The organism is Streptomyces sp. NBC_00096 (assembly GCF_045041305.1).
Lineage (GTDB): Bacteria > Actinomycetota > Actinomycetes > Streptomycetales > Streptomycetaceae > Streptomyces.
In genome coordinates this window covers 3,978,150-3,991,140 of record NZ_CP108221.1, presented here as the reverse complement: position 1 = coordinate 3,991,140, position 12,991 = coordinate 3,978,150, and the positions used below count along the sequence as shown (strand labels likewise).

Below are 12,991 nucleotides of genomic sequence, written 5' to 3'. Positions count from 1 at the left end.
GCGGGGCCCCGGCCCGGTGGTGCGGGTTCCTGGTGCGGTGCGGGTTCCTGGTGCGGTTACTGGCGTGGTGCGGCCACTGCTCCGGTGTGGATCAGGACAGCGAGAGCGTGAGCGTCGCCGCGTAGTTCCCGCCGGGGATGACCGCCGGGGTGTGCAGGTTCAGCCCGGCGGAGGCGTCGAAGACTCCGCCGACCACCTGGCCGCCGCCGGACGGGAGCTCGCACAGCCCCGCCGGGGTCGCGCCGAGTGCTCCGGGCGCTCCCGCGTTCGGAGTTCCGACGGCGTCGGCGTGCGCCGAGCAGGACGGGGTCCAGCTCACGGCCCCGGCCGGGATCACTCCGGCGGCGCCGCCCGCCGCGGTGAAGTCGCTGAGCGTGCCGGTCAGGGACCAGCCGGCGGCGGAGCCCCGGGCGTCCGAGACCTGGATCGGGTTGAGGGTGCCGGGGACGTCGTGGCTCGTGCCGTCGAGCTGGACGGTCCCGAAGTTCACTTCCGCGCCGGACTGGCTCATCGACAGCGGGCCGGGGGTCACGGAGACGGTGAACTTCTGGGTGCCGGTGCCGCCCCCGCCGGTGGTGACGGTGAAGGGGACCTTCGTCTCGGTCCCCTCCAGGCCTCCCTCGTCGGTGTGGATGAAGGCGATGGCCGGGTCACTGATGGTGAACTCGGTGCTGAAGGTGCCGTCCGTGGTGGTGTTCGGGTAGACGGCGGTGTCGTCGAGCGTGTTGCCCGCGGCGTCCAGGGCCACCACGTTGAGCTGCTGGTCCTGGTGGTAGTTCTTGCCGGAGACCGTGATCACCGTGCCCACCGCGGCCCTGTTCGGGCTGGCCGTCAGCTCATACGGGCCCGCCGGCACGTACGCCTTCACCTCCAGCGGAGCCTTCGCCTGCTTCGTGCCGTCGCTGACCTGGACGGAATACGAACCATCGGCGACGGTCCAGGAGTTGGCCAGCGTCACGCTCCCAATGAGTGCGCCCGAGGCATCGATGACCAGCGAACTGGCGGTCAGCTTCGTCGCGTCGCACCCGGCGCCGCCCGCGTCGCACAGGCTCGCCGTCGCCGCGGCGCCGGCGGTCCAGCCGCCTCCGGCCAGGGGTACGGAGGTGCTCGGCTTGACCGGACCGGTCGGCGCCGACACCGTCGCCTCCGCGCCGCCGCCGCCCTGCGCGGTGACCGTACCGACCACTCCGCCGCCGCTGACGACGTCGCAGGGGGTGTTGTAGTTGCCGCCGAAGACCACGGTGGCCGTGTTCATCTTGACGGGGGTGAACTGGATCGGCCCGGAGGCGCTGGCCGGGACGAAGAAGTCCCCCTCGTAGGGCGGGATCACGATCGGCGCCGGCTGCATGGGGACGTCCACCGGGACCGTCGGCCCCTGCACGGTCACCTTGCCCGTGGCGCCCCCCGACATCACGAGGTCGATGGAGGGGGTGGACGGCACGTCGTCGAGCTTCATCGGGCTGACCGCCGGGCCGGGGCCGAGGGTGATCTTGGCGTGCACCTTGCCGCCGGGCGCCACCGTGGCCGGGGACAGCTCGACCGTGACGTCCTGCGGGCCGGAGGGATCGCCCTGACCGGCCGGCAGTACGCAGTGCACGGTGGGGCGGATCGTTCCCGCTTGCGCCACGGGCGCCAGCACCGCGCCCGCCAGGGCGAGTGCGGCGGTCAGCCCTCCCCCCACCATCACCGATCTCCGGGCGACCGGACTTCGCTGGAAGAACACCTGATCTCCTCATTCGAGAGTAGGAGTTCCGGCCCGCTCGTGGGTGAGTCGGCGCCGGCGGTTCGAGCGACCGACTGCGGACGGATTCCCTTTCGGTCAATTTCTGTACCCATCGCGCCGAATGCCCACGACGCATCGAAATGGACAGAAGAATCGCCTGCGACAAGCGCACTCGGCTCGCGACTCTGTAACGCCCGACCTCTCTTTGATACATCCGCCCGACTGCCGCTCTGACCTGATCAAACGCATACAACCCGGAGTGGGCGGATTGACCCTCCGCACCACCCGGAGCGCACAGCGTGGCGCAGCCGGGTACAGAAGGGAATAGCCAAGTTGACGGTACGTCAGACGCCCTTTACGACCCCGCCTACAAAGTCAACCGAGGGGCTCCGGGCCTCCTTCGCTTTACACTGCCGACTCACCTCCGTAATCGAAAAGAATTACCGGGAAAGACTTGACTCCCACCCGAAAGCGCGGCTTCACTGCAATTCGGGATACTGGATCCAGCCACACCTGGGCCCCGACGAAACGGGCACAGCCGAGCCCCCGGAGGTCCGGCCCGGGAATTCCCGTCACCACGCGGCGCACTGCCGGTACGGCAAGCCCGCGGCTCCTGCGACACCCCTCATGTCCGCAAGGTTCTCGAAGGGAGCACCACCATGTCCCGCCTCAAGATCGCCACCATCGCAGCCGCAGGCGCGGCCGCGATAACGGCCTCGATCGCACTGTCGACCAGTGCCTACGCGGTCGCCCCGGCCACCACGACCGCGAGCTTCAACTGCGGTACCTGGGGAAGCGGCAGCGTGACCCTCACGGCCACCGACTCGGGCGGCGTCAAGAAGCTCAAGCTCGCGTCGACCGCGATCAAGGTCCCCGCGGGCACGGCCCCGATCGGGGCCAACACCATCGCGACCGTCATCAAGGTCACGAAGAACGGCGTCGCCGGAACCACGCAGTTCTCCGGGACCATCAACCCGCCGATGGTCGCGGGCGGTTCGGTCACGGTCGGCCCGCTCCCGCTCACCACGGGCACGCTGGCCACGGGCGACACGACCAACGTCGCGGCACTGGCCGGGGCTCCGGGCGCGGCCAACTTCACGGTGTCGATCACCCCGCCGGGGGTCGCCAGCATCTACTGCACCGCGACCAGCGCACAGGCGTCGAACTTCACCTGGTAGCACGGGGGCAGCGGCCGGCGGCCCCGCCTCCCGCTGCCCAACACCACCGATAACACCGGCAACACGAGCACACGAGCACACGAGCACCACAGGCGCACCACATGCACCACCCCGGCTGCAAGGGCCAGAGGGTGGCTGGTCGGGCCACCGACCCGCCACCTGCCCGCGCGGCCACTCGGGCTTGCCCGCTTCCGGGCTCCCGCCGGACCCCGGGCGAGCAGCCGCCCCGGAGACTGGTGGGGTGAACAACGCTGCCGATCACCGGACCATCGTGGCCCTCGACTTCGCCGACCGCACCGAGGCCGAGGCCCTCGTGGCGCGCCTGGGCGACGCCTGCGGCTCCTACAAGATCGGCCTGGAACTCCTCACCGCCGCCGGACCCGGCCTCGTACGCGAGCTCGTGGGGCAGGGCCGCGAGGTCTTCCTAGACCTCAAGCTCTTCGAGATCCCGAACTCCGTGGCCGGCGCCGTCCGCGCCGCCGGAGCCCTGGGCGCGTCCATGGTGACCGTGCACTCCATGGGCGGTACGGGGATCATGGCGGCGGCGGTCGGGGCGGCGCGGGAGTTCCCCCGGCTGAAGGTGCTCGCGCTGACCGTGGTCACGAGCATGACCGGCGGCGACCTCGCCGACATCGGCATCGCCGCGAGCACCGACGAGCAGGTGCTGCGGCTGGCCCGGCTCGCGGCGGAGGCCGGATGCGACGGGGTCACCGCCGCTCCCGGGGAAGCGGGGGCGCTACGGGCCCTGCTGGGGCCGGAGCGGCTGATCGTCACGCCGGGGGTGACGCTGCCGGGCGGGGAGAGCGGCGGCCATGCCCGGGCCGGCACCCCGTGGGCCGCGTTCGCGGCGGGGGCCTCGCACGTCGTGGTGGGCCGGTCGGTGACGCGGGCCGCGGATCCGGTGGCCGCGCTGCGGCGGATCGCGGCCGGTGGGTAACGCGCGCGGGTAACTCACGCGGGTGACGGGGCTGTCCACAGGCTGGGGATGGTCCACAGGGCCCGGCGGGATCCGGCGGGGCGGTGGATCGTGAGGGGTGTCCGGACGTCGGGTCCGGGCACCGGATCTCACTCCGTCAGGTGGTGGCCGTCATGACCGCGAAGTCCCGCGTCTCCTCTTCCTCTCGCCCTTCCACTTCTGCTCCCTCCCCTGCCGTCTCCCCCTCCCCGTTCTCCCTGACCTCCCCGTCCTCGTCGCCCTCCCACGTCCACACCCCCGCGCGCCCCGTTCCCTCCTTCCCCCCGCTCCGCGTGGGGCGGGCCGGGGACCGCCTGCGCAGGGCCGTGCGCCGCCGGCGGCGCAGCGCCGCGGCCGGGCTGGCAGTGGTGGCGGCCGCGCTGGTGGTGGGCGGCACCGAGGCCGAGGCCTCGCGGGGGGCCGCGCCGCCCGAACCGAAGCCGCCGCCGGCGGTCGTGCGGATGGTGTCGGCGCCCGTGCGCATCGCGGACGCGGCGACGGTGCGTCTGCTGCGGCCCGGTGACCGGGTGGACGTGGTCGCGGCGGAGCGCGGCGGCTCTCCCCGGGTGGTGGCGGCCGGGGCCAGAGTCGCCGAAGTGCCCCTTCCCGAGGAGGAGGTTGGGGACGACGGGGCACTGGTGGTCCTGTCCGTCCCCCGGGAAACCGCGCGGGCTCTCGTGGGGGCGGGCACCCTGTCCCGGCTGGCGGTGACACTGTGTTGAATCGAACAAGCGCACAGTCAAGTCACCGTGAGATGGGCGCCGATTGGACACGCCGGGCCCGGACTGCCGTAGCTTTCGGAACCGTTGGCTCCATGTTCAGCAGATGCGAAGAAAGGCTCATTGGTGAGCGAGAAGAAGAAGGTGAGCGTGCTGGCAGGCTTCAAGGCCTTCCTGATGCGCGGCAACGTGGTCGACCTGGCGGTGGCCGTGGTCATCGGTGCCGCGTTCACGAACATCGTGAACTCGGTCGTGAAGGGCCTGATCAGCCCGGTGATCGGCCTCGTCGGCACCCAGAGTCTGGATGCCTACAAGAGCTGCATCAAGGACACCTGCGGGGTCGGCCCGGACGGCAAGGCGACGGGTGTGGAGCTCCTCTGGGGCTCGGTGCTCAACGCCGCGCTGACCTTCCTGATCACCGCCGCGGTCGTGTACTTCCTCATGGTTCTGCCGATGTCGAAGTACCTCGCCCGGCAGGAGGCGCGCCGCAAGGCCAAGGAAGGCGTGCAGGAGACCATGGAGATCACCGAGTTGGAGGTCCTCAAGGAGATCCGGGACGCACTGGTCGCCCAGCGGGGCGCGAACGGCGGGGGCGGCCTGGCGCCGGGTTCGCGCGACGGCTTCTGACCGCCCCGGCGGCTCAGACGTGGTGCGGCGGCTTCTCGTCGAGGAAGCGGGCCAGGTCGGCCGCACTTCCCCCGGCGGGCGGCCGCTCGCCCCAGCCCCGGTCGGTGTCGTCCGCGGACTGCTGGTCGAGCGGGTCGTCGAAGACCAGCCGCGGCTTCGGCCCGGGCTTCGCCGCGGGCGCGGTCTTCCCGGGAACCGGCTCGGAGACCTCGGCGGTCTGCGGGTCCTGCGGGTCGGTGGCGGAGGCGTTGCTCATGCCTCCAGGGTACGGCCGCCCCCGCCACCGGCCCCGCTCAGCTGGGAGCCTCGGCGCCCTTGCGGGCGTAGAACCACCAGCACACCACCAGGCACGTGGCATAGAAGCCGATGAAGATCCACAGTGCGTTGGTGACGGCCATCGCCGCGAACATCGCGGGGATGAAGAAGAAGCCGTAGGCGGCGATGGCGGAGGAGAAGCCGGTGACGGCTCCCGACTCCATCTCCGACTGCTTCAGCGCGGCGGCCTGCGCCTCGGGACCCTTGCCCGCGGCCTCCCTCATGTGCTGGTCGCGGAAGATCACCGGGATCTGCCTGAAGGTCGAGCCGTTGCCCAGGCCGGAGAAGGCGAAGGCCACCAGGAAGCCGATGTAGAAGGGCCAGAAGTCGCCCTCCTGCCCTCCGGACGGCAGCGCGAAGATGACCACGACCAGCGCCGCGGCCATGCCCACGAAGGACAGGATGGTGACCCTGGCTCCGCCGATCTTGTCCGAGAGCCAGCCGCCGCCCCAGCGCGTGAGCGCCCCGATGAACGGGCCGATCCAGGCGTAGGTGGTGGCCTGGTAGCCCTGGGCCTCGAAGTTGTTCTTGATCAGCAGGGGCAGGCCGGCGGCGAAGCCGATGAACGACCCGAAGGTGCCGACGTAGAGCCAGGTCATCAGCCAGTTGTGCTTGCGCTTGAAGATGATCTTCTGCTGGCTGAAGGGGGCCGCGGCCACCTTGAGGTCGTTCATCAGGAACCAGGCGGCCAGCGCCATGATGACCAGCAGCGGCACCCAGAGGAAGGCACCGTTCTGCAGCCAGATGTCGGTGTTCTTCTTCCCGTCGTGCTGGGGTCCACCCGCCGGGGCGCCCAGGACGGCCGCGGTGACCACCAGCGGGGCGACCAGCTGGACCACGCTCACGCCGAGGTTGCCGAGACCGCCGTTGAGACCGTTGGCGCTGCCCTTCTCCCGCTTGGGGAAGAAGAAGCCGATGTTCGCCATCGAGGAGGCGAAGTTCGCGCCGCCGATACCGCAGACGGCCGCGATCAGCGCCAGCTCCCAGTAGGGGGTGCCGGAGTCCTGGAGCGCGAAGCCCAGCCACAGCATCGGCGCCACCAGGATGAGCGTGCTGAAGGCGGTGAACTTCCGCTCACCGAACATCGGCCCGATGAAGGTGTACAGGATCCGGAAGGTGCCTCCGGTGACGCCGGGGATGGCGGTCAGCCAGAACAGCTGCGATTTGGAGAAGCCGAAGCCGACGTCGTTCAGCTTGACCACGGTCACCGACCAGACCTGCCAGACCACGAAGCCGAGCATCAGGGCGGGGATCGAGACCCAGAGGTTGCGCTGGGCGACCCGGTGGCCGGTGGACTGCCAGAAGCCTTCGTCCTCGGGCCTCCAGTCGGCGATCGTGGCCCCCGGCTTGTAGCTCTCCACCCGGTGGCTGTGGGGCACCGACGGGGTTGGCGTGGGTATCGACATGGTCATCGGTCCTTCGGGTCGAGGAGCCACAGTCCGATCACGACGAGGAAGGACAGGATCAGGAACCCCGCCCCCCACCAGGCCGTGCCGGTGTTTCCCTTCATCCACTCGTTGACGGTCACGGTGAGCGCCCAGAGCTGCCCGATCACGACCGTGAGGGCCAGTGCCAGACGCGCGTTGAGCTTCGAGGAGCGTTCGGGCTCCTGCTCGGAGCCGGCGCCCGGGCCAGGGCCCGTGTGCCGGACCCGGGGGTCCCCGTACCCGCTGGTGGAGCGGATCTGGGGGTACCGCTCGCGCACCGGCCGGTTGAGCCTGGGATCGGCGCTGCCCGGGTGGTACTCCGGGCGGGGAGGCAGCGGGGTCTCGCTCACGTGGGCCTCCTCTCGGTGGTGGCCGCCCGGGCCGTCCCGGGGCAGCCCAGGCGGGCGGACTCCACCGGGTGGGAATCACCGAACTGCCGGCAGAGCGCTTCCTTGGCCGGCTCTTCCGACCGGGCGACGGCGACGGCCCAGACGCTGCCGTCGGTCTGCTCGATCAGGAAGACCTTCGGCAGGGGGCGGGGCGGCGGACCGGCCGTGACCGCGCCGGTGCGCGCGTCGAAGACGCCCTCGTGGCACGGGCAGTACAGCTCGCCGTCGGGACCCCGCTCCTTGCGCCACAGCACCCCGCAGGCCAGGTGGGTGCAGACGGCGGAGTAGCCCACGAGGGAGCCGTCCGCCAGCCGCACGGCCAGTGCCCGGTCCTCCTCGCCGGGGAAGCGGAAGGCCACGGACTTCCCGGGGGCGAGATGGTCACTGACCTTCTTGGGCGCGGGCAGGCCCTCGCTGTCGCCGTGCCGGTGCAGGATGCCGGCGGCGACGCCGACACCCCCGATGGCCAGGCCGCCCGAGACCGTGGCGACGATCCGCAGGTAGTCGCGGCGGGTGGTCAGGGAGTCGGCGCTGATCCGGTCGCGCAGCTGCTCGATCGCGGCGTCGGCGGCCGCGCCGTCGTCCGGGGCCGGCCCCGGGTGCGGAGGGGGCTGTTCGGTGACGCTCATCGCACGTCCACTCCGTTCACCTCTACGACGGGCAGGCCGCCGGGGACGGGCCACTGGACCTTCTCGGCGGGGACGACCATGGCCACGCCGGTCTGGACGACGACGTCGCCGAAGACGAAGGAATCGGCGACCTGGACCCCGGGACGCTCCGCCTGGAGCTCTTCGAGGGTTCCGTAGAAGAGGGCGCCGGTCGGGCAGACGGTCGCGCACATGGGGGCGAGGCCGTATGCGGTGCGGTCGTAGCAGAGGTTGCACTTCATCTGCAGCTTCGCCTGGAGGTCGATCTTCGGAATGCCGAAGGGGCAGGCGTTGACGCAGTTGGAGCAGCCGATGCAGCGGGTGGTGTCGGCCTGCTGGACCACGCCGTCGGCGGTCACCAGGATCGCGTCGGCGGGACAGACCTCGGCGCAGGGTGCGACCGGGTCCTCGCAGTGCATGCAGACGCTCGGGAGGGAGGCGACGGACATGCCGGGTTCGGTGTAGTCCAGGTGGATCATCGATTTGCCGCGGTGCGAATCGCACTCACGGCAAGCCGATACGCAGGCCTGGCAGCCGATGCAGCGGCCCGGGTCGATGAAGATCGTGCGGCCCATCATGGCGGGTCAGCTCCTCTCGGCCGTGCCACGGCCCTGCGGGGACGTGGGGGGCAGCGGGTCGGTACGGGAGACCTGGGCCTCCGGATACGCCTCGTGGCCCGGTGCGGTGGGCGGCGCGGGCACCTCGTCGACCCGCTCCGCGGCCTCGATCCGGGCGGCGCAGACCTTGTACTCGGGGATCTTCGAGCGGGGGTCCAGGGCGTCGATGGTCAGGGCGTTCGCAGCCGTCGGGACGGGCCAGTGGTAGGGGATGAAGACGGTGTCGGGGCGGATGGCCTCGGTGACCAGCGCCGGGAACACCTCGCTGCCCCGGCGGGTGATCACCCGTACCGGGTCGCCGTTGCGGAAGCCGTGCGAGGGGTGGACCTCCACCCAGGGGCGGGGGGTCTGCTCGACGAGGGCGCCCAGGCGGCGGGTCTGGTTGCCGGAGAGGAAGTGCGCGACGGTGCGGCCGGTGGTGAGGGAGAGGGGGAACTCCTCGGTGTAGGCGTCCATGGGCGGATGCCATTCCACGACCTGCATGTGGATCTTGCCGTCGGCGTGGTAGGTCCGGCCGTCCTCGAACAGCCGGGGGGTGCCGGGGTGCTCGGTGGAGGGGCAGGGCCAGACGATCCCGCCGGTCTCGTCGAGGCGCTCGTAGGTGATGCCGTAGTAGTCGTTGACCGTGCCCGCGGAGGCGACGCGCAGCTCCTCGAAGACCTCGCGGGAGCCCGGGAAGTCGAAGTGCTTGCCGGCACCGAGCCGCCTGGCGAGCTCGCAGATGACCCAGGTGTCGGTGCGCACCCCGGCGGGGGGTTCCTGGGCCTTGTTGTGCTTGACGACGCGGGCCTCGGCGTTGGCCATCACGCCCTCGTCCTCGGCCCAGGTGGTGACGGGGAAGACGACGTGGGCGTTGGACGCGGTCTCGGAGAGGAAGAAGTCGAACTGGGCGTGGAACTCGGCGGTGTCGTAGCCGTCCTTGACCACCGCGTAGTTGGGGAGGGAGACGAAGGGGTTGTTGCAGATCCCGATGAGACCGCGGATCTCCTTGCGCTGCATCTGCCAGACCATCTCCATCATGGAGGTGCCCGCGCCGGGGAGTTCGGATTCCTCGATGCCCCAGATCCGGCAGATCTGCTTGCGGTGCTCCGGGTTGGTGATGGAGCGGCCGCCGGGCAGGAGGTCGGACTTCTGGCCGTGTTCGCGGCCGCCCTGGCCGTTGCCCTGACCGGTGATGGTGCCGTAGCCGGCTCCGGGCTTGCCGATGTGTCCGGTGGCCACGCACAGGTTGATGACGGACAGGCAGTTCTCGACGCCCTGGGAGTGGTGCTCGATGCCCCGTGCGTGCCAGGCCATGGCCTTGTCCGCACCGGCGAAGACGCGCGCCACCTGGACGATCTGCGAGGCCGGGACCCCGCAGATCTCCGCGGACCGGGAGGGCGGGTACTCGGCGACGGTCTTCTTGACCTCGTCCCAGCCGGTGGTGTTCGCGGCGATGTAGGCCTCGTCGGTGAGCCCCTCGGCGATGACCACGTTCAGCACGGCGTTGAAGAAGGCGGAGTCGGTGCCGGGCTTGAGCGCGACGTGGATGTCGGCGGTGCGGGCGATGGCCGTCTCGCGCGGGTCGATCACGATCAGCGAGGCACCGCGGTCCCGCGCGCCCCACAGGTACTGGGTCATCACGGGGAAGCACTCCCCCACGTTCGACCCGGCGATGAGCAGGCAGTCGGTGAGGAGGATGTCGGAGAAGGGGTTGCCGGCCCGGTCGATGCCGAAGGCGAGCTTGTTGGCCCCGGCGGCGCTGACCATGCACAGCCGACCGTTGTAGTCCACGTGCTTGGTCTTCAGTGCGACTCGGGCGAACTTGCCGACCAGGTAGGTCTTCTCGGAGAACAGGCTGGCTCCGCCGAGCAGCCCGAAGGCGTCGTTGCCGTGCGCCTCCTGGATGCGGCGGACCTCGGCGACGGTGTGGTCGAGGGCCTCGTCCCAGGAGACCTCCTTGAACTCCTCGTCCCGTGAGCGCCGCATCAGCGGCGCGGTCAGCCGGTCGGGGTGGTTGACCTGCTGGTAGGCGTTGATGCCCTTGGGGCACAGCCGCATCCGGTTGATGTCGTGGTTGCGGGGCTCGACGCCGAAGACCTTGCCGCCCTTGTCGACGCGCAGGTACATCCCGCACTGCACGCCGCAGAAGCAGCAGTGGGTGGGGACGAGGGTCTCGCCGTTCTGGTCGGCGTGCCACTTGTCGGCGGGGATGCCTCCGGCGTCGCGGAAGTTGCGGGTGCCGGGTGGGGCGATGGAGGGGTCGATGGAGACGGGTACGGGCCGGGACGCGGCCTTGATGGGGTCCGTCGCGGTCACTTGAAACCCTTCTTGACTTGGGTCAGGTAGGCGTTGCCGCGCAGGACCCGCTTGCAGCGCGGGCAGTACTCGGCCCAGGCGTCGAAGTCGAGCTTCAGGTCCTTCATCGTGCCGCGCAGGTTCTCCACGTACGGGGCGGTGTCGATGGGCTCCTCGCAGCGCTTGCACAGGAAGATCTGCTCGTCCTGGCGGGCCGTGTACTTGAAGAGCTGCATGCCGACGGCGGCCGGGCGCTGGACGATGTGGAAGAACTTCCCGAACGGGATGTAGATGAGGGTGAACACCACCGACACCATGTGCAGGATCGCGAGGAACTCGTATCCGCCGCCGTGCAGGAAGATCGACGAGAAGGTCAGCAGCAGACCGGTCACGGAGATCACGATCAGGCAGATCAGCGGCAGCAGGTCGTAGGCGAAGCGCTGGCCGGTCATGGCCCCGCGGTCCTTCATCCGCCGGTACAGGAAGTACGAGGCTCCGGGGATGACGAGGACGGCGGCGATGTCCAGGCCGTGGAACATCAGCCAGCCCAGGATGTTCAGGGAGTTGAAGCCGAGGACCTTGATGCCCCAGATCCGCATCTCGTATCCGGGGCCCGTCGCGCTGTCCCCGGTGAAGGTGAACCAGCCCCAGGTCAGCGGGAAGGTGATCGCCGCGGCGAGCAGGCAGCCCCAGAACATGAGCTGGTGGGCGATCCAGCGGCCCCGGGAGCGGGCGCCGAGGAACTTCTGGAAGCCGAGGTAGGTCGCGATCATCTTCGGCAGGGCGGTGGGCGCCTTGCGGAAGTTCGCGGCCGAGAAGAAGCTGCCGAAGCCCTTCTTGAAGAGGCGGCGGGCGCCGGGGGCCGAGACCCAGACCGTGTACCGGTAGGCCACGCCGAAGGCCAGGAAGACGGTGGCGACGGCGTACGGCAGCAGGGCCGAGTCGAAGTCCCGCAGCAGCCGGCTGCCGAGCACGATCGCGACGATGAGCAGGAGCGAGACGACGGCGCCGGCCAGGGTGGCCCGTGCGGTGACGGACCGCCCGGCCGGCGGCGGGGTCTCGGGCACCGGTGGAGGCGGCGCGGCGTCGATGACATCTGAGGGCTCGGACACAGCACTACGCTAGGTGGTCTGTACCGATTCAGCCCGTTATGCGGAGTCTGTGGGTAGGCCGTACGGGTGACGCTCTCGGAGGCTGGGACCGCGGCGGATCGCCTTCGGGCCGACTTCGGGCCACCTTCGGATCGCCTTCGGACGGCGTTGAGATCGCCGTCAGATCGCGTTCAGACCCCGCGCGGCGAAGATCGCCTTCGCCTCGGTGACCTGCCCGACCGTCGGCGACGGTGTGTCGTGGAGGGTGAACTTCAAGTCGAGCGCCTCCCATTTGCTCTCGCCGAGCTTGTGGAAGGGCAGTACGTCGACCCGCGAGACGTTCCCCAGGGTGCCGGCGAAGGCGGCGACGCCCTCGATGTTCTCCCGGGCGTCGGTCAGCCCCGGCACCAGCACGAACCGCAGGTGCACCTCCTTGCCGAGGTCGGCGAGGCGGCGGGCGAAGTCCAGGGTCGGCTCCAGGGGGCGGCCGGTGACCCGCTTGTACGTCTCCCGGTCCCAGGACTTGATGTCCAGCAGGACCAGGTCCACGTCGCGCAGCAGCGCGTCCGTGGCGCGGGCGCCGAGGAAGCCCGAGGTGTCCAGGGCCGTGTGCAGCCCGAGGTCGTTCTTCATCCGGTGCAGCAGCTCGCCGGCGAAGACGGGCTGGAGCAGCGGCTCGCCGCCGGAGATGGTGGCGCCGCCGCCGCCGGAGGCCGAGATGAACTTGGTGTACTTGCGGGCCTCGGCGATGACGTCGTCGGCCGAGGTGCGCTTGCCGTTGCGCATCCGCATGGTGTCGGGGTTGTGGCAGTACAGACAGGTCAGCGGGCAGCCGGACAGGAAGGTCACGAACCGGGTCCCGGGTCCGTCGACCCCGGTGGACAGGTCCCAGGAGTGCACCGTGCCCTCGCTCGGCCGCTGGGTCGCGGCGGCGGCGGGCGTCTGGCCGGCGCTCACGCTGATCGCGTTGGCGTGGCCGACGGGAAGGCTCGTACCGAAGAGGACGGTCATGGCAGGTGCTCCAGC

Annotated in this window: 13 protein-coding genes; 4 read left to right on the top strand and 9 right to left on the bottom strand. The window is 70.5% G+C overall.

Annotated features, from left to right (window positions below; translation table 11 throughout):
* Nucleotides 1–91: 91 nt before the first annotated feature.
* Nucleotides 92–1,723, bottom strand: coding sequence for a hypothetical protein (locus OG904_RS17595; RefSeq protein WP_405492004.1), 1,632 nt, complete (start codon nucleotides 1,721–1,723; stop codon nucleotides 92–94).
* Nucleotides 1,724–2,382: 659 nt separating this feature from the next.
* Here OG904_RS17595 and OG904_RS17590 point away from each other — a divergent pair.
* The 4 genes from OG904_RS17590 (at nucleotide 2,383) to mscL (ending at nucleotide 5,202) form a co-directional block, all read left to right on the top strand.
* Nucleotides 2,383–2,901 (top strand): hypothetical protein, encoded by a 519-nt coding sequence (locus OG904_RS17590; RefSeq protein WP_405492002.1) that lies wholly within the window; start codon nucleotides 2,383–2,385, stop codon nucleotides 2,899–2,901.
* A 241-nt stretch (nucleotides 2,902–3,142) separates the two neighbouring features.
* Nucleotides 3,143–3,838, top strand: a complete 696-nt coding sequence (pyrF, locus tag OG904_RS17585) for an orotidine-5'-phosphate decarboxylase (protein ID WP_405492000.1) — start codon at nucleotides 3,143–3,145, stop codon at nucleotides 3,836–3,838.
* A 152-nt stretch (nucleotides 3,839–3,990) separates the two neighbouring features.
* Nucleotides 3,991–4,578, top strand: a complete 588-nt coding sequence (locus OG904_RS17580) for a hypothetical protein (RefSeq protein ID WP_405491998.1) — start codon at nucleotides 3,991–3,993, stop codon at nucleotides 4,576–4,578.
* A gap of 120 nt (nucleotides 4,579–4,698) precedes the next feature.
* Nucleotides 4,699–5,202, top strand: a complete 504-nt coding sequence (mscL, locus tag OG904_RS17575) for a large conductance mechanosensitive channel protein MscL (protein ID WP_405491996.1) — start codon at nucleotides 4,699–4,701, stop codon at nucleotides 5,200–5,202.
* 13 nt (nucleotides 5,203–5,215) lie between these two features.
* On the opposite strand, the gene OG904_RS17570 is transcribed toward mscL, so the two are convergent.
* From OG904_RS17570 to pflA, 8 genes are all read right to left on the bottom strand, one after another.
* Nucleotides 5,216–5,458, bottom strand: a complete 243-nt coding sequence (locus OG904_RS17570) for a hypothetical protein (RefSeq protein ID WP_405491994.1) — start codon at nucleotides 5,456–5,458, stop codon at nucleotides 5,216–5,218.
* Nucleotides 5,459–5,495: 37 nt separating this feature from the next.
* A complete protein-coding gene (locus OG904_RS17565; RefSeq protein ID WP_405491992.1) occupies nucleotides 5,496–6,923 on the bottom strand; it encodes a NarK family nitrate/nitrite MFS transporter in 1,428 nt (475 codons plus the stop codon).
* 2 nt (nucleotides 6,924–6,925) lie between these two features.
* Entirely contained in the window at nucleotides 6,926–7,294 is a 369-nt protein-coding gene (locus tag OG904_RS17560) for a hypothetical protein (RefSeq protein WP_405491990.1), read from the bottom strand.
* On the bottom strand, nucleotides 7,291–7,962 hold the full coding sequence (locus OG904_RS17555) for a ubiquinol-cytochrome c reductase iron-sulfur subunit (protein WP_405491988.1): 672 nt from the start codon (nucleotides 7,960–7,962) through the stop codon (nucleotides 7,291–7,293). Before OG904_RS17555 ends, OG904_RS17560 begins: the two co-directional genes overlap by 4 nt.
* On the bottom strand, nucleotides 7,959–8,558 hold the full coding sequence (locus tag OG904_RS17550; protein WP_405491986.1) for a 4Fe-4S dicluster domain-containing protein: 600 nt from the start codon (nucleotides 8,556–8,558) through the stop codon (nucleotides 7,959–7,961). Before OG904_RS17550 ends, OG904_RS17555 begins: the two co-directional genes overlap by 4 nt.
* Nucleotides 8,559–8,564: 6 nt before the next feature.
* Nucleotides 8,565–10,895 (bottom strand): molybdopterin oxidoreductase family protein, encoded by a 2,331-nt coding sequence (locus OG904_RS17545; RefSeq protein ID WP_405491984.1) that lies wholly within the window; start codon nucleotides 10,893–10,895, stop codon nucleotides 8,565–8,567.
* On the bottom strand, nucleotides 10,892–11,986 hold the full coding sequence (locus tag OG904_RS17540) for an MFS transporter (protein ID WP_405491982.1): 1,095 nt from the start codon (nucleotides 11,984–11,986) through the stop codon (nucleotides 10,892–10,894). The genes OG904_RS17545 and OG904_RS17540 overlap by 4 nt, the downstream gene beginning before the upstream one ends.
* A gap of 159 nt (nucleotides 11,987–12,145) precedes the next feature.
* Nucleotides 12,146–12,976, bottom strand: a complete 831-nt coding sequence (gene pflA / locus OG904_RS17535; protein WP_405491980.1) for a pyruvate formate-lyase-activating protein — start codon at nucleotides 12,974–12,976, stop codon at nucleotides 12,146–12,148.
* Nucleotides 12,977–12,991: the final 15 nt, after the last annotated feature.

What these genes read in the sequence shown, in the direction of transcription:
- OG904_RS17590 (WP_405492002.1), top strand. Translation starts at nt 2,383, where the DNA reads ATGTCCCGCCTCAAGATCGCCACCATCGCAGCCGCAGGCGCGGCCGCG.
- OG904_RS17580 (WP_405491998.1), top strand. Translation starts at nt 3,991, where the DNA reads ATGACCGCGAAGTCCCGCGTCTCCTCTTCCTCTCGCCCTTCCACTTCT.
- OG904_RS17570 (WP_405491994.1), bottom strand. Translation starts at nt 5,458, where the DNA reads ATGAGCAACGCCTCCGCCACCGACCCGCAGGACCCGCAGACCGCCGAG.
- OG904_RS17565 (WP_405491992.1), bottom strand. Translation starts at nt 6,923, where the DNA reads ATGTCGATACCCACGCCAACCCCGTCGGTGCCCCACAGCCACCGGGTG.
- OG904_RS17555 (WP_405491988.1), bottom strand. Translation starts at nt 7,962, where the DNA reads ATGAGCGTCACCGAACAGCCCCCTCCGCACCCGGGGCCGGCCCCGGAC.
- OG904_RS17550 (WP_405491986.1), bottom strand. Translation starts at nt 8,558, where the DNA reads ATGATGGGCCGCACGATCTTCATCGACCCGGGCCGCTGCATCGGCTGC.
- pflA (WP_405491980.1), bottom strand. Translation starts at nt 12,976, where the DNA reads ATGACCGTCCTCTTCGGTACGAGCCTTCCCGTCGGCCACGCCAACGCG.